This is a genomic window from Buttiauxella ferragutiae, assembly GCF_022637515.1.
In the GTDB taxonomy this organism is placed as follows: Bacteria; Pseudomonadota; Gammaproteobacteria; order Enterobacterales; family Enterobacteriaceae; genus Buttiauxella; species Buttiauxella ferragutiae.
The window spans coordinates 1,894,981-1,916,363 of sequence record NZ_CP093332.1 but is presented as its reverse complement, the minus strand read 5'-3'; the positions used below and the strand labels follow the sequence as shown (position 1 = coordinate 1,916,363).

Sequence of the window (21,383 nt, the reverse complement as noted above, 5' to 3'; positions counted from 1 at the left end):
AAAAGATGACTCCTGAGTCGGTCATGATGATGGGCACCGAAGCGATGAAAGTGGCTTTGGCGCTCGCCGCCCCGCTGTTGATGGTGGCTCTGGTCACCGGTCTTATCATCAGCATGTTGCAAGCCGCCACACAGATTAACGAAATGACTCTTTCGTTCATCCCAAAAATTCTGGCGGTGTTTGTCACGATTATCGTCGCCGGGCCATGGATGCTTAATCTGTTGCTGGACTACATGCGCACGCTGCTAACGAACATCCCGATGAACATTGGATGATTCACGTTGATAGCGGGCAGTGGCTCACCTTACTGAGTATGGGATTCTGGCCATTTATTCGTATTCTGGCCCTGATCTCAACCGCTCCCATTCTCAGTGAGCGTTCTATTTCCAAAAAGGTGAAAGTCGGCCTCGCGCTGATGATCACCTGGATAATCGCCCCCACCATTCCCGCATCTGATGTGACTATTTTCTCAGCGGCGGGCTTTTGGCTCGCCGCACAGCAAATTCTGATTGGCATTGCGCTGGGCTTCACCATGCAGTTTGCCTTTGCTGCTATCCGCACCGCCGGGGAAATCATCGGTTTACAGATGGGACTGTCTTTCGCCACCTTCTTTGACCCTGGCAGCCGTCTGAACATGCCGGTGCTGGCGCGGTTTATAGATATGCTGGCGATGCTGCTGTTTCTGATGTTTAACGGTCATCTATGGCTGATTTCGATGCTGGTCGACACTTTTCACACCCTGCCGATCGGCGGTGACCCGATCAACAGTAATGCGTTTATGGCGCTGACGCGTGCGGGTGGTTTAATCTTCCTTAACGGTTTGATGCTGGCACTGCCGCTGATAACGTTATTGCTGACCCTGAACATTGCTCTGGGTTTACTCAACCGTATGTCCCCACAACTTTCGGTGTTTGTGATTGGTTTTCCACTGACTCTTGCCGTCGGCATGTTAGTCATGACTGCCTTAATTCCTTTGATGGCTCCTTTCGCCGAACATTTATTTAGTGAAGTATTTAATTTGCTTGCTGATATTGTGAGTGAAATACCCGCAAATTAATCCCACATTATTTGTATAGCCTTCATGAGGATATTCCTAAAAGCTTTCTTAAATAACATCCACCAGGATATATCCGGCGCGGCTTATATGCTTTTACTTATCTCACAGAATCTAACATTCACTTTACTTTGAGAAATTTCTTAGCAAATTATACATAACTTTACTGGATAGTTGTTATGCCTAAAAATACTTCGCGGGTAAAAGGGGGGGAATGTTATGTCAACGATCATTATGGATTTATGCAGTTATACCCGGCTAGGATTAACAGGATATTTGACCAGCCGTGGCATCCGAAAACGGCAGATGACCAACGTGGAGACTACCGAGGAGCTGGCTCACGCCTGTGAGTCGCAGTCGCCTAATGTGGTGTTTATTAATGAAGACTGTTTCATCCATGATGCTCAGAGCAGCGAGAAAATTAAGCAGATCATTAATCAGCATCCCAATACATTATTTTTAGTCTTTATGGCAATTGCTAATATTCATTTTGATGAATATCTTTTGGTTCGCAGTAATCTGTTAATTAGCTCCAAATCAATAAAACCCGAATCACTAGATGAAATTCTTTCGGAATATTTAGCAAAAAATGCGCATTGCATCGGCCATATTAATTTACCCACGTTATCATTAAGCCGCACTGAGTCGAGCATGCTTAAAATGTGGATGTCCGGGCAAGGCACCATTCAAATATCAGATCAGATGAATATCAAAGCAAAAACGGTGTCATCGCATAAAGGAAATATAAAACGCAAGATAAAAACCCATAATAAGCAGGTGATTTATCATGTGGTGCGCCTGACGGATAATGTGACGAATGGTATTTTTGTTAATTTGCGTTAGAGATTAAACCGCAAGTGAATGTCGGATGTCGCTACGCTAATCCGACCAGGGAACGGCAGGTGTGGGGTGGATTAGCGCAAGCGACTCCACCAGAACCACCCAGCAACAGACTACTCCGAGCGTTCTACAAAAATACCATCCGGGTGGCCTGACTCGTTAAAAAACCAGATGCCCAACGGATACTCTTCAAGCGACACCAGATACATCGTCCCTTCGCTAAATTGCTCAACAGCTAATACCACGCCTGGCCGACGCGGGCCGCCATCGGTTTTCACGGTGACGCGATCGTTGATATTCATAACAAAATCCCTCCGGTTTCTTTGTGCCAGTTTAGATCAAAAACGACTCATTCGCATCGGGTGTCTATACTTAATCTCGGGTACCCCTGGAGGACTACGGCATGAAGAGCACGAAAGAACTCAATGATAGCGCGCGTATCGATGTTGATGCGTTACTGGCGGCCATCAATGAGATCAGCGAAAGTGAAGTTACGCGTGCGAGCGATAGCGACGATCCCCATCGGGTCAGTATCGATGGACGCACCTGGCATACCTACACCGAACTGGCGGAAGCCTTCGAGTTGGATATACACGATTTTAGTGTCAATGAAGTGAACCGCTAGATATACCCAAAATAATTGAGTTGCAGGAAGGCGGCAAATGAGTGAATCCCGATGAGCTTACTTAAGTAAGTGATTCGGGTGAGGGAATGCAGTCAACGCACCTGCAGCTTGAAGTATGAAGGGTAAAAAAATCCCGGCAGAGTCGCCGGGATTAAACTTGCGTAAGCAAGAAGCACTTGAAAAATTCGTTACATCAGGAAATCTGATGTGCGTTCACATTACCTCAGATTTATTTCAACACAATGAAATATTCACCATATGCATATTTATATTTTGAATATGACGGGGTGAAACGGGCCCTGAACTCCTTATCAGCCGCGGCTTTCCGGTCGTTGTTTGCCTACCCATAAAGGATTAAGTGGTTAGTTTGATTGAGAAGATTCTTAAGCACCGGGATCTCACTATTTGAATTTTAGGAGAAGCGCCATGCCACTTTTGCACGATCCGTTATTAATCATTTCAGATCTTGATGGCACGCTGCTGGAGCATCATTCCTATCGCTGGGAAGCCGCCAGTCCGTGGATCAGTGTGCTCCGTCAACACGGCATCCCGCTAATTTTATGTAGTGCGAAAAGCGCCGCTGAAATCCTGGACTGGCAACACGAACTTTCGTTAACGGGCCTGCCATTTATTGCTGAAAACGGCGCGGTGATTCAGCTTGACGCCCGATGGAGTGACAGTGATGCCTACCCTCGCCTGTTGACCGGAATTCACCATCAAGAACTGTTTGCTGTGCTCGATAAACTGCGCCAGAAATTTGGCTTCAAATTCACCTGTTTTGCCGATGTCGACGAGCACATCCTTTGCGAACTGACGGGACTGACACGCACACAGGCAAGCCTTGCGAAACTTAATGAAGCCTCGGAGACATTAATCTGGCGCGATAGCGAGGAGATGATGACCGCGTTTAGCGAACAGCTTGCCTCGCTGGGTTTGATGATGTTGCAAGGCGGGCGATTCTGGCATGTTCTCGATATGCAGGCGGGCAAAGACAAAGCCATTCACTGGCTGCAACAGCAATTTCAGCAACGCGAAGGGAAAACTTACATCACCATTGGGCTTGGTGACAGCCCAAGTGACGCTTTACTGCTCGATAGCGTCGACTACGCGGTTGTCGTCAAAGGTTACAGCAGGCAACCCATCACGCTGCAAAACGACACCCCACAGCGCGTGTATCGCAGCCAGAACTACGGCCCTGAAGGATGGAAAGAGGGTCTTGACCACTTCATCACCACCCCGTCTCGCTGATTTAGTCGTGACTACAGACCTGATTACGTCCGCCCTGCTTCGCTTTGTACAAGCGATGATCGGCGTAAGATTGCAGCCGTTCGAAGTCGTAATCGTTAAATTCCAGCGCGCTACTAACGCCGAACGACGCACTGATTCTGGTGGTGTTCCCCTGCTTTAACAGCAACTCTTTGCTGTTGATACGCACTCTGATGCGCTCCGCCACTTTTACCGCTTCTTCCAGTGTCGTGTCAGGCAAAACGATACAGAACTCTTCTCCGCCCACTCGCCCGGCGACATCGCCCTGGCGAAACGCGTCACTAAGCATCGCGGCGGCATGTGTCAGGACTTTATCGCCACTGCTGTGACCAAACCTGTCGTTAATACTTTTGAAGAGATCAAGGTCCATCTGAATGACAGAGAACGGTTGCGCTTGCTGCTTACATTCCTGGGCGATTTTGTTCGCAATCTCGAAGAAAGCGCCGCGATTGTATAAACGGGTTAATGTGTCGTAATTCGCGCGCCAGCTCAGCGTTTGTTGCAGGCTGAACATATTACTCACCAGGCGGCGGATCACCATCCACGACACAAACAGCATTAGGGTGGATAACAACCACAACACGCTGAGCACGATACTAATACGCCCAAATTCACCACGCACCCCCTCTTCCAGGGTATGAACTTTTATCAGCAAGCCGTCGAAGTTGTTGAGTTTCGCCCAGGTAATAAAACGAGTATCCAAACGTAATTCACCCTGCTCTCCGGGCTTCGCTGCCGTCACGGCATTGGCAATTTGAGCCAGTTGAGGAGCGGTAAATAACGCATGTTTCGGCATCCGTTTAGCCGAAGTCGCGATTGGATTGAGTTCGTTGTCATAGAGCAGCACCGTACCCTCGTGATCGTCATATTTGGCTTGTTGTAAGAAGCTATGCAACGAGTCAATCGGGTAATCTAGCGCCAGCACGCCGTACCAACGCCCGTTGAAATCCAGTGGAATCGCCGCCGTGATTATCTGCCCGGAAGTGCTGTTCGGGTTAAAGGTGTGCGTCCATCGCAAAACCCGCGAGGGGTTATTTTGCGGCGACTGAGAAGAAAAATAGGGTTGCGCGATCAAACGGTAATACAGCGAGACTATCTTCGGGTCATTAACAGGAGCGCTGCTGGAGAGAAAAAAACCACTGCGCGATGCATAAAATATCCGTTGTGGTAACGTTCGCGAGCGGTCTGATAAGCGCATGATATAGCTCAATTCAAGGGCTGCGCTAAGCTCCGTGTGGAGAGTCTCGTCATCGCGTTCAAGCAACGGGCTACTGTTAACAAATTCGTCCGACACGCCATTCATCGGCAAGCTGCGATGTAAATCCAGCCGTAATTGCCAAAAAGGTTGGGTGCGGAAAAGGTCAAACTCAGCCAGGGATTTACGAGTTCGGTCCGTTGAGATGGGAGATTGCAGCGCATAGTGCATGGTATTGCGATAAAACAGCAGGCTATCAATGTTGTGCTGAAGTTGCCTGTCGAGCAGGGTCGCAACGCTGTCGAGGCTATTGCGCTGGTTGGCAACGTAGGCACCTTCTAGCACCACAGCTTCACGCCATGTCAGCACAGTGGAAAAGATAAATACCACGATAAAACAAAGGTTAACCACCTTCCCTGGACTTTTGAAACGGCTTATCTCGCGCTGAATTGCATCGCCAAACACTCACACTCTCCCGGATACCGCAATCATCTAAAAGCCTGTCACAACTGCCGTAATTTTTTCTCGCAAAGCTGGGACGGTTCTGATTAATAGTGCTGCATATTATCACTCGCAGTGATTACTAATCATAAACATATTCATGAAAAGTATATCATTCCCGCAACTGACGGTATTCAAGAAATAAAAACGCCCGATCATTGACCGGGCGTTTCAGGTTTATCCTTGTGAGGCGCTCCTTGTTGCCAGTGGGGCTAAATCATCCTCGCGGAAGGCCTCACGCTTTACACCATAACCATCATACCAACGACACTCCACCATACCGCTGGAAAACCCGGTAACAATCATCCTTGGGCCACCATTCTTAGGTTGGACTTCATCGCTGACCACAAAGACCATAACTGCCTCCTGTATCAGGGGTGAAAACTTCTACAGTTATAGACAATGACCTGCTGTTTTGCCTGGTGATAAGCGTAAATAACTGCAAAAAATTAGTGAACTGTGTTGTTACGCAAGCGACTTATGCCATTTACGACTGCCAGCACAATGGCCCCGATGATAAATCCGATCACCAGATTCGCCACTGTTGGCCCCAGCAAATGAGCAATGCCGCCCAACTTCTGCGCCCAGTCTTCAATGGCGTGATGCAACACTGGCACGCCGTGCACCAAAATACCGCCGCCGACCAGGAACATCGCCAATGTGCCGACTACTGATAAGAATTTCATCAGCCACGGGGCAAGAATTAATAGCCCTTTCCCGATGCCACGAGCCACCACCGAGCTTTTTTCTACCAGCCAAAAACCGAGGTCATCCAGTTTAACGATAATGCCCACCAGGCCATAAACCCCGACGGTCACGACAATGGCAATACCGGACAGCACCAGCACCTGGTTAAGCAAAGGGGCCGTTGCCACAATCCCTAAGGTAATCGCGACAATTTCGGCAGACAGAATAAAGTCGGTGCGAATGGCACCTTTAACTTTATCCTTTTCGTACACCAGCGGGTCCTGCGCGGCGATTTCATCAAGCCGTTGTTGGCGGGCTTCGGGCGTTTCCTTGTGTTTGCGGGCATGAATGTTGTGCACCACTTTCTCAACACCTTCGTAACAAAGGAATGCGCCACCAATCATCAATAAAGGCGTGATAGCCCACGGCGCAAATGCACTGATGATCAGCGCCAGCGGAACGAGGATCACTTTGTTGATGGCAGAACCCTTCGCCACCTGCCAGACCACAGGTATTTCGCGGTTAGCTCTTACACCAGAAACCTGTTGCGCGTTGAGCGACAAATCATCGCCCAGCACCCCAGCCGTCTTCTTCGCCGCCATTTTTCCCATCATCGAAATATCGTCCAGCAGCGTGGCGATATCATCCAGCAAGGTTAATAAGCTACTTCCAGCCATTAAATGAACGTCCTTTTTTAGTTTGTCTGCCTAACAGTATATGGAAGAAAAGTGCATTAACGAAAATCAAAGCAGGCTGTCAATAAAAATTAACATAATCACAACAAGTAAAATGCTCGCCAGTCAGATAGTTTTGACGTTAACTATTAGCTCTCTTGCTAAAGGATGTGAAGACACATGCGCGTTCGTTCTGGTCAGTTGTTGCCTTTGGTTGCAGCTCTATTTGCGTTATATATCATCTGGGGATCAACGTATTTTGCCATCGCCGTTGGCGTGAAAAGCTGGCCGCCGTTTATGATGGCCGGGGTGCGATTCATGGCCGCTGGCATATTGCTGATGGCGGTTTTATTGCTGCGAGGCCATAAATTACCCGCCTTGCGCCCGATGCTTAACGCCGCACTGGTTGGCGTCTTATTGCTGGCAGTGGGCAACGGTTTTGTTACGGTCGCTGAGCATCAACATGTTCCTTCAGGTATTGCCGCGGTGATGGTGGCAACCGTTCCACTATTTACGCTGTGCTTTAGCCGCTTGTTCGGTATTCAAACTCGCAAGCTGGAATGGCTCGGTATCGCGATTGGTCTGGGTGGTATCGTGTTGCTCAATAGCGGCGGCAACCTGAGCGGTAATCCGTGGGGCGCAATGTTAATTCTGATTGGCTCGATTAGCTGGGCTTTCGGTTCAGTCTACGGTTCGCGCATCGAACTCCCCACGGGCTTAATGGCGGGAGCGGTAGAAATGCTGGCGGCCGGGATTGTGTTGCTGGCCGCTTCGGCGTTAACCGGTGAGCATCTCGCGTCTTTACCAACCCCCGCAGGTTTTGCGGCGGTGGCTTACCTCTCTATATTTGGTTCCATTATTGCCATCAGCGCTTACATGTACCTGATTCGTAACGTCGCGCCTGCAGTTGCCACCAGCTACGCCTACGTCAACCCTGTGGTTGCGGTGTTATTGGGAACGGGTTTTGCCGGGGAAAGTTTATCGCCCATTGAATGGCTGGCGCTTGGCGTGATTATTTTCGCCGTGGTGTTGGTGACTTTAGGGAAATATCTGCTGCCCCCAAAGCCGGTAGTGACAGTCTGTGAGGTAGAGAAGTAATTAGCCTGCGGGTGGCGCTTGCCACCCGTCGTCTTTAAGCTCGTGTATGCCAAGGGTGTCAATTTGTGCGTGATGCCCGCCACTGCAAATCCACTCCTCCAGACGTTCACAAAGTGCGATGTCACTGAGTTTTTCGCGGCCCCGCAGCGCACATTCCCAAACCAAAAGTACTCGCCAGCCTTCGCTTAATAAACGCGTTGTATCGCGACTATCTCTCGCCACATTTTTGCCTATTTTCTCCAGCCAGAATTCAGTGCGCGTTGCCGGAACTTTAAATAAATAGCAGTGGTGGTGATGCCAGAAACAACCGTGGGTGAAGATAACGCAGCGGTGTTCATCGATAACAAAATCTGGCCTGCCAGCAAGGGTGGCGTCCTGCGTGCGGAAGGAAAAACCGCACTCGCTTAATAAACCCGCCAACCGCTTTTCGATCGCAGTATCACGCGTTGCGATAGCCCGCATATTCTTACTGCGAATAGTCTTGCTGTGGACATCCACCATCACGGTTCCTTTTATGGGCTGACGGGAATCACCTGATTAGCTACCAGATTAGCAGAACGCTGAAAAATAATAACTGGCGATCTGATTGTGTGCATTTTTGGCTATTAAGCCAAAACACGTTTTCCCGTAACATCATGTATCAAATATAAATTAACCACTGGCGGGTTAATTTATAACCAACAAGTGAAATATTTTCAGCTTTAACCCGGCAAATTAAAGTGGCAGCATAGATTCATCATATCTTTATTTATTATAAATTAACGCTTCAATTGTTAATATTATTAACATCTATAACGGGTTTTAAATAAAATACCATGAAATATATCATCCCGGCATTACTGCTCTGTGCCGTATTCAATGCCTGTGCCAGCGACGCTGAAAATAATATCACCGATGATTATGTCACTGACTGGAATGCCGTCACCGAGGGGCAAATTGCGCCGACCTTCACGCTCGGCACAGATATAATCAACCTGTGTAAAACGGCAGCACCTGAACAATTTCGGCGCGAGATTATTCACCAGTGGGAACAAAAGACCGGCACTCATATGACGCAGAACGCTTTCCTGTCTGAGGACCTGCAGCTATTTGACCGTCTGGCAACCCTTTCCTGCCTTGAAGGTGCTGATTATCAGCATCAAGGAAATGGCGATCTTTTAATCAAATCACTGAATGCTCAGTTGCGGGTTTTAGATGCTAAAGACGGCAATGATGCTTTTGAACAAATCAAAACCATGGAATTCCAGACGGGTATTATGACCGCCAGATACGGAGCCAGTATTGAGAAAAAAAGAACACATGGCGGTACATGAATTTTTAATCATTTAAAATGGGTGGATGTTGCTGAGACTAATCCACTCGACAATAATTTATTGAGAGAATGAATGATGTTAATGCCATACATTACCCTGATAAAACACTTGTTGAAAAAATACACCTAAGCGAAAAACAACATTTCTCAGCTAACTCTATGAAATCATTATTTCCTTTTACTGTATTACAAATATCTTAACAACATAATAAGTTGTGAAAAGCACTCAATTTATTATAATAAATTGAATCTGTTTTCACGTAACAATGAAACTAAAACGTCCACTCAAAATTCTCCAATACTTCTTCTTTTATATTTAGAGTCTTTATGTTTGAAAATTTAAAGAAACTTTGTGATGTTGCTCTTCTAAAAGCCAAAAACTGTACCTTTACCGGTGAAATAAATGCCTGGGTTTTCATCTGGTATCCTGAGGATCATCATCTGGGGCATGCAGCCATGCTGATTGGCGACTTAGACGACAACAGCCCTTATATCAGTTGGTGGCCAGGGAAAACCAAATCCAAACTTTCCTCCTACGTAAAAAAAACACCAGCCTATAGGGAAAGTTCTTTCAATAACTCAACGCATAAGTTTGAATTTTTCACCAGTGATTATAAGAGTGATGTTCATGATGAAGCTGATTGCCCGCATGTTATCTATGGGTTGAGAGATTTAAATACTTATAACATGCTGAAAGAATGGCATAAAATAAAGAGCAGTGCCATTCCGTCTTTTTCTCCGCTGTCAAAAAACTGCGCCACTGTTGTCAGTCGTGTTCTCAAGGCTGGGTTAAAAGGGTCACCTTTATACCATAAGGCATTTGGGTTATTTGGTGGCGAACAGTATATCTGGACACCCAAAAGGATCGCTGTGGCGTGCAATACGTTACGTGATAAAAATCATGCATTAAAAATTAATATACCAGGCCGGAATAGTGATCATTCCTTTGTAAAGACGCTCATCCGGTTAAGATAATAAAAAGCAACTTCCGACATACGTATAAAGAAGTTGCCAGTGTTTTCAATAATCTACAAACAGTAAAATTAAAAGATAGAATCATTTCTCTTTCAGGAGAAGATAGCGACTATTTAATGCCTCGATCCGTTGCTCTATTTTCTTCATCACCGCCGGGTCACGTTTCTCGGGACCCGTTTGCTGTACTTCCCACAACAATGTTTCCGCCGCAGCGCCATTACTTTGTAAATCCTGCCTGATTTGATAAACCGCCGTTTTTAACTCCGACACCGTCATATATTTGCTCTGAGTCTTCTCGGCATTTAATAAGCGGGCATCCAGTTCATCCAGATGTTTGTTCGCTTTAATATAGCCATCCAGAGCTGGAATACTGCCTGCTTTCTCTTTCAACGCTGTTAGCCATTGCGCACTCACCTCATTATTCGGGAAATGCTGCTGTAATAAGTCGGATAAACGTTCACCCCGCCCCACTAATGCATCTGCGGGTTGGGTGCTGAGCCAGTTAAGCGTTGCACCTGCCTGCTGCAAAATAGCCTGCTTTTGTTGCTGAATTTTCTCCGGCGGCACGTCATGCCATACAGACGCAGCCTGAATGCCGCCTTGCTCTAATTGCGCCACCGATGCGACGAGCTTTTCACTTAAACTCGGGGTTTGAAGAGTGTACCAACCTGCCGCAACCGCCAGACTCAATCCCAGACCCGCCGCCATTCCTCCCAGCGCCCACAGTAACGGGCGTTGAGCCGGTACCGCCAGCGCCATTTCCGGCATCAGTATTGGTTCTGGCAACGGTTCCGGTTTTTCTATCGGCGGTTTTACTATCGGCGGTTTTACTGCACTCACCGTAGAGGGCGTTTTCGCCACCACTTTCTGCACCGGATAAGGGACAGAGCGGCAACGAACCTGTAAAAAATAGTGCAGATTTTTTAGCGAATCATGGCTGCGTGATTGCAGATTTTTCGAGTATTCGTACAGCACACCAATGCTTCTTTCCACCGAGCGCATTTCACCGTTGTTTTCCGGGCCATACTTCAGGGTGTAAATGTGCGTCGCGACATTGGCACAAAACCAGTCAATCAAAGATTGCCGCGCCTGCACAGCAGCCACCGGTGGCCAGCAGCGCACATTGTTATGGGTAAAAGCTGTGGTGAGAAGATCCAGCCCCTCGGCTAATCCTGCCCAGCTTTTCAGCTGCATATTGATGAGGCAAAACCACACGCCGTTTTGCAAGTCGTAGCCGTAATCCCGAAAGAGCTGGAAGCACTTATCCTCCAGCATTTTCCAGTCTGTGGCGCCAGAAAGCGCACCATTGAGGTGGCTCAGTTCACTGCTGAGTAACAAAAATGCTTTGCTGAGCCGTGGGTCATGGCTATTAATTTTTAATGCCCTGAGATTTACCATCGATTTCATACTGTTCCTTAGCGGATTACGACTGAGCTTTGGCCGCCGCGCGTTTTGACAGAGGCTGTTTTGCTAACGTGAGTTGCCCTCTGGCAACGCTAAGCTGTAAACGAACGTCGGCTTTTTCTTCGCTTGCCAGCAGTCGGTCAGTCAACAATGGCAGCAGCTCGCTATTAAGTACGGCGTCGATTTCCCGCGCTCCGCTTTGTGCTACCTGACAACGGCTGGCGACAAACTCCACCACTTTCTCGTTGTAAGTCAGTGCACAATCCTCTTCCCCGGCATGAGCAAAGCGTTCACACACTTTGTTAATCTTCAGACGGATGATTTTCGCCAGCGTTTCACCCACAACAGGCAGATACGGGATCAAACGCAAGCGGCCCATTAGCGCCGGGCGGAAGAAACGGTCAAATTCAGGGCGGATCAGCCTGGTCAGGTTTTTGTTATCCGCATCACCGGCCAGGCAGGCCTCCATCACCAAATCGCTTGCCAGGTTGCTGGTCAGAATAATCAGCGTGTTGCGAAAGTTAATCTGCTGGCCTTCGGCATCGTCCATGAACCCTTTATCGAACACCTGATAGAAGATTTCCATGACGTCCGGATGCGCTTTTTCAACTTCATCCAGTAACACCACACTGTACGGACGACGGCGCACCGCCTCAGTCAACACCCCGCCCTGACCGTAGCCGACATAGCCCGGAGGCGAACCTTTCAGGCCGGAAACCGAATGGGCTTCCTGGTATTCCGACATATTGATGGTAATCAGGCTCTGCTCACCGCCATAGAGTAGTTCCGCGAGCGCGAGCGCCGTTTCCGTTTTACCGACCCCCGATGGACCCGCCAGCATGAAAACACCGGTCGGTTTGGCCGGGTCACTCAGGTTGGCGCGCCCGATACGGATCTGTTGGGCGATTTCTGCCAGCGCATGTGGCTGGCCGATAACCCGCGCTTCGAGGCGCGCCACCAAATCACCAAGCTGTTGTTGCTCCTTTTCCATCATTCTGCCCAGCGGAATACCCGTCCACCCGGCAATGACGTCTGCCACACAGGTGGCATCCACGCAGTCATAGACCAGCGCCTGATCTTTATGAAGCTCGGCTAATTGCCCGCGTAATACGGCGATTTGCGCACTGTCTTCGGTGCCATTGATTTGCGCCACCAGCTCCTGTTGCTGTTGCCATACCGGCTGCAACTGGCTCAGGCTCAGGCTTATCTCTTTCTCGCGCTTATCCAGCCATTCCAGGCGTGGGGATTTGCCCCCCTCTTTTTGCAGGCTTTCGCGCTCGGCAATCAGGTTGTTCAGTAAGGCATTAAGATCTTCAATCTCTTTAGGGGCATGGCATTGAGAAACCGCGACGCGGGCGCAGGCGGTGTCCAGCAGGCTGATTGATTTATCCGGCAACTGGCGGCCTGAGATATAACGGCTGGAAAGCCGCACAGCCGCAACCAGCGCGCTTTCCAGAATTTGCACGTTATGGTGTTTACCGAGCGCAGGTTTAAGTGAACGCAGCATCGCGATGGCGGTTTCTTCATCCGGCTCGGCAACTTTGACCACCTGAAAACGGCGAGCCAGGGCGGCATCTTTCTCGAAGTATTTTTTATATTCCGCCCAGGTTGTTGCCGCAACCACGCGCATTTCGCCACGCGCCAGTGCCGGTTTGAGCAAGTTAGCTGCATCATTTTGCCCCGCCTGGCCGCCTGCACCAATCAGGGTATGCGCTTCATCGATAAATAAAATCACCGGAGATGGGTACTCTTTCACCTCGCGTAACAGGGTTTGCAGACGTTGCTCAAATTCCCCTTTTACGCTGGCACCGGCCTGGAGTAACCCCATATCCAGCGAGAGGATTTCCATATTTTTTAGCGCATCAGGCACGGTGCCTTCGATGATGCGTTGCGCCAGCCCTTCCACTAAAGCCGTTTTGCCTACACCTGGTTCACCGGTCAAAACAGGGTTGTTCTGGCGACGACGCAGGAGCACATCAATAATCTGGCGAATTTCCGACTCACGGCCCAAAGCCGGATCCAGCGTGCTGTTTCGCGCCTGTTCAGTCAGGTTGCGCGTAAATTTTTTCAGCGCGGAATCTATATTGTGGTCGGCATGGGCTGCCGCCGCAGTACGAGACGAAGCACAAGCTTCGTGCAGAAATTGTTCTGCCTTTTCGCTATTGCATAACAGCGCTTGCTGTAGCACTGGCGCAAAGTGCGCCTGGCTGCGTTTGGCATCCACGAACAAGCATCCCATCAGCGCCTGCACCGACAGTTGTGTTTGTTGCCAGCAGACACTGGCATGCAGCCAGGACATTTCCAGATGCTCAACCAGCGATTCAGCCAACACCGGGCTACGCGTATTGCCACTGCGTTGTTGGCTCAGGCTAACTTGTAGCGCCTCAAGTAACACATCCCCTTGCAGGCCAGCAATCAGGCATAACTGCTCAATCATGGCGGGCTTACGGGTTATCAACACCAGCAGTAAATGCTCAACCTCAACTTCATGATGGGTACGGCTCACCGCCAGGCTTATCGCGGCATCGAGGCAACCGCGCGCTTCAGTACTCAGTCTTTCAACAACTTTTTTCAGGTAGCTACCCATTGTCTGATTCCATTCATTATTTTTTAAAATGACCCCAGGCGCTCACTGGCATTGAGCAATGCGGGCGGGCAATTGAGAGAAATGATTATTTGGCACCGCTGAGCGCTGCTGCGCTTTTTTGTCCTGCAACGCAAGTTGTGCATCGGCATTGTCGTTTAGTGACTGGTTGAGCGCCTGCCATTGCTGCCAGGTTTCCCGAACCTTGTCTTGCGGCCCCGTCTGGTAGCGCACCAGAACTTCTTTGATGCCCATGGCGTCGAGTTGCGCCGCATCTTCAGGGAAGTCGCTGGCAAGATAGCGATGCTGTCCGTCGGACATGTCTTCAAGGAAGTCAGTCCAGGCCGAATCGCCAAAGTACTCGTACGTCAGGTCAAAACCAGGGAAGTTCACCACCAGCGTGATGCGGCTACAGTGGCCAGGACGCCAGCGGAAAGGTGCCTGTTCGCTGAAGTTCATGCTGCTGAGAGTCCAGCGTTGTTCATCACAAAACAACGTCACACGCGTGCCGGTTGGCATCAGACGTGCACCACCAGGAATGGTCGCAGGCTGGCTTTTTAGCGTGATCTCGATGGATTTTGCTTCCAGCGCCGTTATCTGAGTTTCAAGTTTGCTCTGCTGTTCTTTCAGGGATGCCAGCACATCATCATTGCGCGTGCTGTCACGTTCTGGCATGGCCAGCACATCATCCGGGCGCAGAACGTGGTTAACCATCCGCAAAAACTCTGGCGTCAGGCCGGTTGTCAGGCCATCAAACTGCCCCGCCGCTGGCCCGTTGTCCCCCACTACAAGAACACTTTTTGCTGGCCCGCGAATAAAATCAGCGAGGTATTGCCCGCTCAATTCTTGCTGTTCTTTGTAATCCAGACGTGCGGCATTTTTTTCCATCGGCCACAGCACCCGGCTTTGCCATTGATCCTGAAGCCAACAGCCCGATCGCTGCATGGCATGCGCCACCAGCCAGTGAGCATCGGTTTTATATAAAGCCCAGACGGCATTGAGCGCGAAGTCATCTTGTTCTGCGGAAACACTTTTGCGCAGCGTGGCAAAGCGGGTGTCCAGTTGCTGCAAAGGATTAGCCGCAGCATCTTCCCCACTCAGAAATAAACCACGGGTGAGTCGCTCACTTTTTACTGGCGTGACAAACGCATCAGAAACGGCAGCGCGCAGGCTCCCTTTCCAGGCCAGCCAATTTTTAATATTGAGGTCGCTCACCGCGCTATTTAGCGTTTTGTTGTCCAGCTTGATAACACTCGCCACTTTCTGTAAGAACGCTTTTTCCAGGCGGCCGGCGCTGTTCATCACTGAGCCGTTTAGCGGAGTCTGTTGCAGTTTTTCTAGCTGACGCAGTTCCCGCAGCCAGCGGCTGGCATGCTGGCCGGGAATATCGGCAAGTTGTTCCGTGGCATAGTGGGCAAATGCCATTGACGGGCTATTGCCCTGGTCGATTGACACCAGGGTAGATTGCCACTGAGCCCCATTTAGCACCGGTGCGGGCTGGTTGCTCATCGCCAGTATCAGGGTCATCCATTGGTTCTGGCGCAGTGTGTTCCAGTTTTGTTCAAAGGCTGCCAGTACCGGCATGTTGACATTTTTACCCGCCGCTTGCCGGACTGTATCCAGCCAGTGCTGGAGTTGCACCGATCCTTGTACCGTCCACAGGCCATCGAGCTGCACATTGTTTTGTGCCCAGGGCAGGAAATCTACCAGGTTAACCGGCGTCAGTGCCTGGGAAGGGGCTATCAGCCATGTCCAGGAAGTATCACTGTTGACCAGTTGCCCCAACAGTTTGCGTAATGAATTCAGTTGTTCCACGCCGCCGGGTTGCTGTAATAACTCACGCTGTAGCGCGATGTCATAGGCCAGAGGTAACGAAGAGTCCGCACCGGTCAGGCTCAACAAAGGAGACACGGGAGGGTGTTTTTCCAGTTCGGCAAGTGACTGCCCATCGAGCATTGCCTGTTTGGTCATAATGGCGCTGGCCAGGTTCAGGACTAACTCGCGTTTCCCCTGCGGCAGAGCTTCAGCAAACAATTGCTGATAGCGTTGTTCAGCCGCCTGCATGTTGACCGTGCTGCGCGGAGTGGCCGCCAGAATCGTTTCTTCCAGCTGGTGGTGCCGCTGATTAAGCAACGGCACGAATAGCAGATGCTGCAACGGTGATTCGTTCCAGCTCTCAATACCTTTAAGTTGCTGAACCTGCTGCTCAGGCGTCATATCCTGAAGGTTCCCGGCCCCCAGGCCGTAGCTGCTCGCCCCACTCCAGGCCAGGTAGAGCGACGCCAGCACACTAAAGGTCATGACTCCCCAGCGTTGAAAATAACGGCGGCTAAACCCGATCGGCGCGATTTCCCGCTGGCGGCTAAGCGTTGGCAGCAAGTGGCTGATCAGATTATGGGTAAATAGCGCTTTGCGTGCGGCGCTATTTTTACTTACCTGTTCGGTGGCGCTGAACCAAATCCCACCTAATTGTGCAGGTTCGAAGTAAGCGTCGGGTTCACATAATGCCGCCAGATAACGCTGCAAAGCAGGCTGCAACTGCATCAGTTGTTCCGGGAAATCCAGCAATGAGAGAGTGTCATTATCGGGATCACCGCCAGACAACATGCTGACCCGGACTTTATCCAGCCCGTCTTTCACGCAGGTAAAGAGCGGGTCAAGCAAAGCGGGGTCTTTACCATCAACAACCGGCGAAGTCAGCCAGTAATAGCCCAACGCCTGCTGACGCTGAGCAGGTGAAAGTTTGCTTGCCCACTGGCTAAAACCAGCGATTTGATCGCAACAGGTGACAAAAAGGTAGACCGGCAAACGGCGCTTGAGTTTTTTAATCAATGGCTCGATTTGCGTTCGAACAAGACGGGCATTGAGATGTAAATCTGCCGCCTCTTTTCCCCGTAAATCCGCGATGGAAACGCACACCACAATGCCCGCCGGAGAAGGTACGCGTTGGCACCAGTTAACCAGATTGAGCCAGCCGCGTTCAAAAGCAGGCGTTTTACTGAGGAAATGGCTCGAAAGGTCAAGGAAACCGGAGGAGTGGAAAAACCACCAGCGCAGGGTGCGCGTCGGCACCACCAGTGCACTTTCAGGCTCGTTTGAAAAAAGGGGCAGACCAGCACTCGCCATCAGCGTGGTTTTACCGCTGCGTTTACCCGTTAAGATAAACCAGGGTAGGTGCTGTTTACGCCTTTTGATGCGTTTAATCACCGACTCACCCGCTTTCCAGTGTTCAAACAGAACATGTTCCATTCGGGTCAGCGTTAAGCGCTGTTTCAAATAAAGAACATATTTGCTCTGAGAGATCCCGCGCAGCGAAAACCAGATTAAACGAACCACTAAAACAGCAATAATTAATGCAAACCACAGAATAACCGCAGCGGTAAAAGAGCGTTCACTAATCACCGCAATGCACAAACAAAAAACAAATAGCAAGCACAGCAATATTGCCCATGCAAAAAATTCAATCAGTTTTTTAAACATTTTATTACCCGGTAAAAAAACCTGAACCAATAGCTAACATAAGGGCATAGATAAATAACGGTAATGACAACAGCAACCCTTTACGTTGCCGCAATTTTTTACGCGTTTGTTGGTTTCCGCTAAGGGTTCCTGAGCCAGGTTCAACCAGGTTTGCCTCGTTTGGCCACTGTCGCCAGGCTTCGGGTAAGCACTCTCTTTCACTATCAATACGTTGTTGTAATAACTGGGCATCTTGTTGGGTATATTTCCCGTGAAAGCCCATCAATAAACAAAACAGATACACCATTCTTAATGGCGTATTGGTTTTATCGAGGGTATCAAGGCGGGTGAAAAACTCTTCGCCACCAACAGAAATATTGAAGTAGTGCTTTTGCAGTAATGCTGCGCGCCACTCCTTAACCCAGGGAATGGTCGAACATAACACCCGTTCATCTAAATAAAGCACCACCGCAAAATAAGCATCTTCACATTCTTGTTGTTCATGGTGCAATTCAGATTCACATAATGCTTGCTCTAATAACTCTATGCACTGACTGCGAAAAACCGCGTAATCCTCATGTAATTGAGGTTGAGTCAATAACGTGGTCACCAGACGGAATAAAGGTAAATAACAATTCAATAAACTCATCATGATGGCACCACAAAAATAATTTGAACCTGCAAATCGTCCGGCATATCAGGCCAGTAACAGGAAATACCTTTTCCTTTGATAACCTTGCTCCACAGGTCGCTATCCTGTTCGATAACAAAATAGTGAGAGTCACTACGGTTCGGCACGCCTCGCGGAGGTTGGCGGCAGGCACTCACCGGAATCCCCGGCAAAGCATGCTGGATTAACATTTCGATCATTTGCGGCGGTGCCAGCTTGATACCGCCCTGGTTTTTTATCTGGCGGTTTTCCATCGGGATGCTGGCAGAACGCAGCAATAACAGCGCCGTTTCGCTTTGTTTAAACTCGAGGCTTTTGAACTCACCGCTGAAAACGCCCTGAGAATCTTTCTCAAGCGTGACATACGTGTTGTCCTCAAGAATCAGGCTGTTCAGCAGGGAAATCAATGTCCTGCGTGCGCTTTCAAAGCAATCCAGCAACCTATTATGGTTATAATCCAGCAGCTTGCTTTCGCTGTCTCGCCACTGCCCGTCAAAAGAACAACTGTCGCTAAAGGACGAAAGCTCGCCAATCAGCAGGCAGAGCAGGTTGTAAACCGTCCAGGGGTGAACCTGCCGTGCCTGGCAATAGTTTTTCAGCATCGGCAAGACACGATTAAGAGAGCGCATCGCCAGCAGCTGCGTCACCTGGTCGCCACGTTCAGCATCGTTCACCAGACGTTCGGAACGTTTATATTCCTCCAGTTTTCTGGCTCTGGCGCTCAGCTCAAAATAGATGGCTTCGATAAGTTTCTCGAGACTTTGGGAGCCAAAGAGCGTCACCGATGGTGGGGAAAACGCCTCATCTAACGTGACCCGGTCATTGAGATAACGTAAGCGAGTTAATGGAATGCATTCGCAATCTACGGCATCGGCTTTTTCAGCATCTGAAAGCAGGCGCACGTTGTAACACAAGCGCGCGACTGTAGCGTCTGGCGCATGATCATAGACATCTTTCATCACCCGATCTTCCCCGGTATTCACCCAACGGGTGACCGCACGATCGTGCTCTTTTCCCAGCGTCGTGACGTTGCTGTGCTGCGGATCAAAACGACGCAATGCCAGCCATATGGGCAGCGTCTGGTCGCGTTGCTTCCAGATATCGCGGAAGTTTCGTTTTTCAATTTGGCAGTTTCCTGGCATCGATAAGAATGTCCCGCCAGGCATGATAAAGCGGATGTGATCGACACTGACCACATAATCGTCCAGCGCCGCTTTATTGATTTCGACTTCAATCAACCCATGGTTATAAGGTTGCGCGAGCTGTATGCGCTGGGCAAGTTGCCACTCATGGTGCAAATCAAGCGATTGAAAATGCTGCGGTTGAAGATATAACCCGGAGTGCCAGTAAATTTGTTGTTGTTCGCTGTACATTACCCTTTTTCCTCGACGGCAACGGGCGCGGTGTTCTGGGCGATGTTTTCCGTCGCATTGGGTTCGCCGGCACTGACAATACTTTCACTGCCCAGCGTGACGGAAAATGTGACGGGTGAAAGTGCCGATTGCCACACGGGCGACCACCAGCCGGTGCTGTGCGTGCTGACCGGGATTTCTGCCGTAAACATGTGTTGTTTAGTCGGGAACGGGTAATACCCGGCAATCAGCGCCAGGTTGCGCGTATTCTGTGCACGATCAATATGCAGAATATTGCTTTGTCCAGGCATCACGACATAGCGATCAAGCTGTAATACATCCCCTTCGTTGCCCGCTCCGGCAAACAGGCTTTTAAGCAACGTCGGATTATTCAATAGCTTATCCAGCGCCGGTTTATCTTTGGTCTGTAACAGCAAAACCGTACAACTGTTCGGCAGCTCATTGACGCTGTTTAGCCCCGGCTCTGCACGCAGGTTCAGGGTAATGGCACCGCTGGCAAACGGAGCGGATACCTTGTCAATAGACTGCTGACGCGCTTCCTGGTCGCCCGTGCTACACCCCGCAAGCATAAGCATGCTGAGTAACAGACCCACGAAGCTGATTTGACCTTTCATTCTGTTTCTTGCCCTTTTAGTACTTTGTTGATGTCGCGCATACAGCTCTTGTCTTCCAGCATTTCATCAAGCCATTCGGTCAGTGTCATTCCCGCCCAACGCGCCGCACGCTCCATCAAAAAAGGGACCGGGCTGGAGGGTTCTGTCTGACGGAAAAAATGCGCAATTGTCAGCATTTGGCTGATGGCTAAATCTCGCGACATCTCCTGCTTTTGCGTCCTGCCAGCAAACATGGCGGACTCAGCAGATAAATCGGCTTCTTGTGGCGCTAATACATTGAGCGACATGATGTCGTCATAAGCGGGTGCCGCACGGTCAAACAGCCGTTTGATAAAGTCCTGCATCTCGGCAATCACGCTACGCGTTTGCCCCAGCGCAGATGAATCTGCCTGCGGGTTGACCTCGTCGTAGGTCGCTTCCAGGTGATTGAGCATTTCGATGAGCTGCTCAAGTGTTTCGCTCTGCGTTACAATTTTTTGTGGTACAAGCGAGAGTGCCCAACGATTAAATGTCTCCATAGAGAAGTCACTGTCTGAATCAGTACGGCTGCGGGCCATGGTGGATTGATGTTCCTGAAGGAGCACTTTTTGCCAGTGGTCCAGCGAGCTTTCTGGCTGCCCGAGTAACGGATAACTGTTCAACATCAGCGCCAGTTGGCGATCCAGACGATTCAGAATGCTGTGGCGAATAACCGCACCGTCTTCATCCAGCTCAGGCCAGGCGGTTTGCCAATAGCGTTCGAGAAACGCTGCCAGAAACTGCGTTCCCTCCAGTAAACCCGCCAGGCCGTTTTGCTGAGTTAAACCCTCAACAAACCAGCAGGCGACCTGGAGATCTTTACTCTCCTTTTTCAAGACTTCACGGCTCAGACGGATGACTTTGAGCCAGTCGGCCTTGCGTAATTCGGTTGCCCATTCACCCTGCGGCAAATAATCAGGATCGCTTTCGCGCGCCTGGCGAATATCGTCATAAATTTGTTGATATTCAACGTTGCGACCAGCGGGTTGCTCTTCACCGATCGGCACCAACAGTTCATCAAAATTTGTTTTCAT

The 21,383-nt window shown here is 49.8% G+C and carries 20 protein-coding genes; 8 read left to right on the top strand and 12 right to left on the bottom strand.

Annotation, left to right across the window (positions count from 1 at the left end; translation table 11 throughout):
* Window positions 1-5 precede the first annotated feature (5 nt).
* The 3 genes from fliQ to rcsA all read left to right on the top strand — a co-directional run bounded on the left by fliQ (window position 6) and on the right by rcsA (window position 1,897).
* A complete protein-coding gene (gene fliQ, locus MNO13_RS08690; protein WP_064545507.1) occupies window positions 6-275 on the top strand; it encodes a flagellar biosynthesis protein FliQ in 270 nt (89 codons plus the stop codon).
* Window positions 272-1,057, top strand: coding sequence for a flagellar biosynthetic protein FliR (gene fliR / locus MNO13_RS08685; protein ID WP_064545505.1), 786 nt, complete (start codon window positions 272-274; stop codon window positions 1,055-1,057). Before fliQ ends, fliR begins: the two co-directional genes overlap by 4 nt.
* 216 nt (window positions 1,058-1,273) lie before the next feature.
* On the top strand, window positions 1,274-1,897 hold the full coding sequence (gene rcsA / locus MNO13_RS08680; RefSeq protein ID WP_064545503.1) for a transcriptional regulator RcsA: 624 nt from the start codon (window positions 1,274-1,276) through the stop codon (window positions 1,895-1,897).
* A gap of 110 nt (window positions 1,898-2,007) precedes the next feature.
* On the opposite strand, the gene dsrB is transcribed toward rcsA, so the two are convergent.
* The gene (dsrB, locus tag MNO13_RS08675; protein WP_064545501.1) at window positions 2,008-2,196 is read right to left on the bottom strand and encodes a protein DsrB; all 189 of its coding nucleotides are present in this window, start codon (window positions 2,194-2,196) and stop codon (window positions 2,008-2,010) included.
* Between the two features lie 101 nt (window positions 2,197-2,297).
* Here dsrB and yodD point away from each other — a divergent pair, with 101 nt between their 5' ends.
* Window positions 2,298-2,519 carry a YodD family peroxide/acid resistance protein gene (gene yodD, locus MNO13_RS08670; RefSeq protein WP_064545499.1) on the top strand — a complete coding sequence of 74 codons (222 nt, stop codon included), beginning with the start codon at window positions 2,298-2,300 and terminating at the stop codon, window positions 2,517-2,519.
* Window positions 2,520-2,945: 426 nt separating this feature from the next.
* Entirely contained in the window at window positions 2,946-3,767 is an 822-nt protein-coding gene (locus MNO13_RS08665; protein ID WP_064545497.1) for a mannosyl-3-phosphoglycerate phosphatase-related protein, read from the top strand.
* Window position 3,768: 1 nt separating this feature from the next.
* Here the strand turns inward: MNO13_RS08665 and dgcQ are convergent, their stop codons facing one another.
* The 3 genes from dgcQ to MNO13_RS08650 all read right to left on the bottom strand — a co-directional run bounded on the left by dgcQ (window position 3,769) and on the right by MNO13_RS08650 (window position 6,845).
* Complete coding sequence (gene dgcQ / locus MNO13_RS08660; RefSeq protein ID WP_241939803.1) at window positions 3,769-5,445, bottom strand: cellulose biosynthesis regulator diguanylate cyclase DgcQ; 1,677 nt, start codon at window positions 5,443-5,445, stop codon at window positions 3,769-3,771.
* 213 nt (window positions 5,446-5,658) lie between these two features.
* The gene (locus tag MNO13_RS08655) at window positions 5,659-5,838 is read right to left on the bottom strand and encodes a YodC family protein (RefSeq protein ID WP_064545493.1); all 180 of its coding nucleotides are present in this window, start codon (window positions 5,836-5,838) and stop codon (window positions 5,659-5,661) included.
* A 92-nt stretch (window positions 5,839-5,930) separates the two neighbouring features.
* Window positions 5,931-6,845, bottom strand: coding sequence for a DUF808 domain-containing protein (locus MNO13_RS08650; protein WP_064545490.1), 915 nt, complete (start codon window positions 6,843-6,845; stop codon window positions 5,931-5,933).
* A gap of 177 nt (window positions 6,846-7,022) precedes the next feature.
* Between MNO13_RS08650 and yedA the strand changes: the two genes are divergently transcribed.
* Entirely contained in the window at window positions 7,023-7,940 is a 918-nt protein-coding gene (gene yedA, locus MNO13_RS08645) for a drug/metabolite exporter YedA (RefSeq protein ID WP_064545487.1), read from the top strand.
* On the opposite strand, the gene MNO13_RS08640 is transcribed toward yedA, so the two are convergent.
* Window positions 7,941-8,441 carry a very short patch repair endonuclease gene (locus tag MNO13_RS08640; protein ID WP_121813828.1) on the bottom strand — a complete coding sequence of 167 codons (501 nt, stop codon included), beginning with the start codon at window positions 8,439-8,441 and terminating at the stop codon, window positions 7,941-7,943.
* 314 nt (window positions 8,442-8,755) lie between these two features.
* Between MNO13_RS08640 and MNO13_RS08635 the strand changes: the two genes are divergently transcribed.
* Window positions 8,756-9,253 carry a hypothetical protein gene (locus MNO13_RS08635; protein WP_241939802.1) on the top strand — a complete coding sequence of 166 codons (498 nt, stop codon included), beginning with the start codon at window positions 8,756-8,758 and terminating at the stop codon, window positions 9,251-9,253.
* Window positions 9,254-9,579: 326 nt separating this feature from the next.
* Window positions 9,580-10,227 carry a hypothetical protein gene (locus MNO13_RS08630; RefSeq protein ID WP_241939801.1) on the top strand — a complete coding sequence of 216 codons (648 nt, stop codon included), beginning with the start codon at window positions 9,580-9,582 and terminating at the stop codon, window positions 10,225-10,227.
* Window positions 10,228-10,308: 81 nt separating this feature from the next.
* On the opposite strand, the gene MNO13_RS08625 is transcribed toward MNO13_RS08630, so the two are convergent.
* The 7 genes from MNO13_RS08625 to tssA are packed head-to-tail and all read right to left on the bottom strand — an operon-like array spanning window position 10,309 to window position 21,383.
* The gene (locus MNO13_RS08625) at window positions 10,309-11,634 is read right to left on the bottom strand and encodes a VasL domain-containing protein (RefSeq protein WP_241939800.1); all 1,326 of its coding nucleotides are present in this window, start codon (window positions 11,632-11,634) and stop codon (window positions 10,309-10,311) included.
* Window positions 11,635-11,650: 16 nt separating this feature from the next.
* Window positions 11,651-14,218, bottom strand: a complete 2,568-nt coding sequence (gene tssH / locus MNO13_RS08620) for a type VI secretion system ATPase TssH (protein ID WP_241939799.1) — start codon at window positions 14,216-14,218, stop codon at window positions 11,651-11,653.
* A 42-nt stretch (window positions 14,219-14,260) separates the two neighbouring features.
* Window positions 14,261-17,695: a type VI secretion system protein gene (locus MNO13_RS08615; RefSeq protein ID WP_241939798.1), complete on the bottom strand. Its 3,435-nt coding sequence runs from the start codon at window positions 17,693-17,695 to the stop codon at window positions 14,261-14,263.
* Window positions 17,696-17,699: 4 nt separating this feature from the next.
* Window positions 17,700-18,326, bottom strand: coding sequence for a DotU family type IV/VI secretion system protein (locus tag MNO13_RS08610; RefSeq protein WP_121813834.1), 627 nt, complete (start codon window positions 18,324-18,326; stop codon window positions 17,700-17,702).
* Window positions 18,323-19,717 (bottom strand): type VI secretion system baseplate subunit TssK, encoded by a 1,395-nt coding sequence (gene tssK, locus MNO13_RS08605; protein WP_241939797.1) that lies wholly within the window; start codon window positions 19,715-19,717, stop codon window positions 18,323-18,325. The genes MNO13_RS08610 and tssK overlap by 4 nt, the downstream gene beginning before the upstream one ends.
* Window positions 19,717-20,331, bottom strand: a complete 615-nt coding sequence (locus tag MNO13_RS08600) for a type VI secretion lipoprotein TssJ (protein WP_241939796.1) — start codon at window positions 20,329-20,331, stop codon at window positions 19,717-19,719. Before MNO13_RS08600 ends, tssK begins: the two co-directional genes overlap by 1 nt.
* Window positions 20,328-21,383: a type VI secretion system protein TssA gene (tssA, locus tag MNO13_RS08595; protein ID WP_241939795.1), complete on the bottom strand. Its 1,056-nt coding sequence runs from the start codon at window positions 21,381-21,383 to the stop codon at window positions 20,328-20,330. Before tssA ends, MNO13_RS08600 begins: the two co-directional genes overlap by 4 nt.

What these genes read in the sequence shown, in the direction of transcription:
- MNO13_RS08610 (WP_121813834.1), bottom strand. Translation starts at nt 18,326, where the DNA reads ATGATGAGTTTATTGAATTGTTATTTACCTTTATTCCGTCTGGTGACC.
- MNO13_RS08665 (WP_064545497.1), top strand. Translation starts at nt 2,946, where the DNA reads ATGCCACTTTTGCACGATCCGTTATTAATCATTTCAGATCTTGATGGC.
- MNO13_RS08600 (WP_241939796.1), bottom strand. Translation starts at nt 20,331, where the DNA reads ATGAAAGGTCAAATCAGCTTCGTGGGTCTGTTACTCAGCATGCTTATG.
- yedA (WP_064545487.1), top strand. Translation starts at nt 7,023, where the DNA reads ATGCGCGTTCGTTCTGGTCAGTTGTTGCCTTTGGTTGCAGCTCTATTT.
- tssA (WP_241939795.1), bottom strand. Translation starts at nt 21,383, where the DNA reads ATGAAAACAAATTTTGATGAACTGTTGGTGCCGATCGGTGAAGAGCAA.
- MNO13_RS08655 (WP_064545493.1), bottom strand. Translation starts at nt 5,838, where the DNA reads ATGGTCTTTGTGGTCAGCGATGAAGTCCAACCTAAGAATGGTGGCCCA.
- MNO13_RS08630 (WP_241939801.1), top strand. Translation starts at nt 9,580, where the DNA reads ATGTTTGAAAATTTAAAGAAACTTTGTGATGTTGCTCTTCTAAAAGCC.
- tssH (WP_241939799.1), bottom strand. Translation starts at nt 14,218, where the DNA reads ATGGGTAGCTACCTGAAAAAAGTTGTTGAAAGACTGAGTACTGAAGCG.
- fliQ (WP_064545507.1), top strand. Translation starts at nt 6, where the DNA reads ATGACTCCTGAGTCGGTCATGATGATGGGCACCGAAGCGATGAAAGTG.
- yodD (WP_064545499.1), top strand. Translation starts at nt 2,298, where the DNA reads ATGAAGAGCACGAAAGAACTCAATGATAGCGCGCGTATCGATGTTGAT.
- MNO13_RS08625 (WP_241939800.1), bottom strand. Translation starts at nt 11,634, where the DNA reads ATGAAATCGATGGTAAATCTCAGGGCATTAAAAATTAATAGCCATGAC.
- MNO13_RS08650 (WP_064545490.1), bottom strand. Translation starts at nt 6,845, where the DNA reads ATGGCTGGAAGTAGCTTATTAACCTTGCTGGATGATATCGCCACGCTG.
- MNO13_RS08635 (WP_241939802.1), top strand. Translation starts at nt 8,756, where the DNA reads ATGAAATATATCATCCCGGCATTACTGCTCTGTGCCGTATTCAATGCC.
- dsrB (WP_064545501.1), bottom strand. Translation starts at nt 2,196, where the DNA reads ATGAATATCAACGATCGCGTCACCGTGAAAACCGATGGCGGCCCGCGT.
- MNO13_RS08615 (WP_241939798.1), bottom strand. Translation starts at nt 17,695, where the DNA reads ATGTTTAAAAAACTGATTGAATTTTTTGCATGGGCAATATTGCTGTGC.
- rcsA (WP_064545503.1), top strand. Translation starts at nt 1,274, where the DNA reads ATGTCAACGATCATTATGGATTTATGCAGTTATACCCGGCTAGGATTA.
- MNO13_RS08640 (WP_121813828.1), bottom strand. Translation starts at nt 8,441, where the DNA reads ATGGTGGATGTCCACAGCAAGACTATTCGCAGTAAGAATATGCGGGCT.
- tssK (WP_241939797.1), bottom strand. Translation starts at nt 19,717, where the DNA reads ATGTACAGCGAACAACAACAAATTTACTGGCACTCCGGGTTATATCTT.
- fliR (WP_064545505.1), top strand. Translation starts at nt 272, where the DNA reads ATGATTCACGTTGATAGCGGGCAGTGGCTCACCTTACTGAGTATGGGA.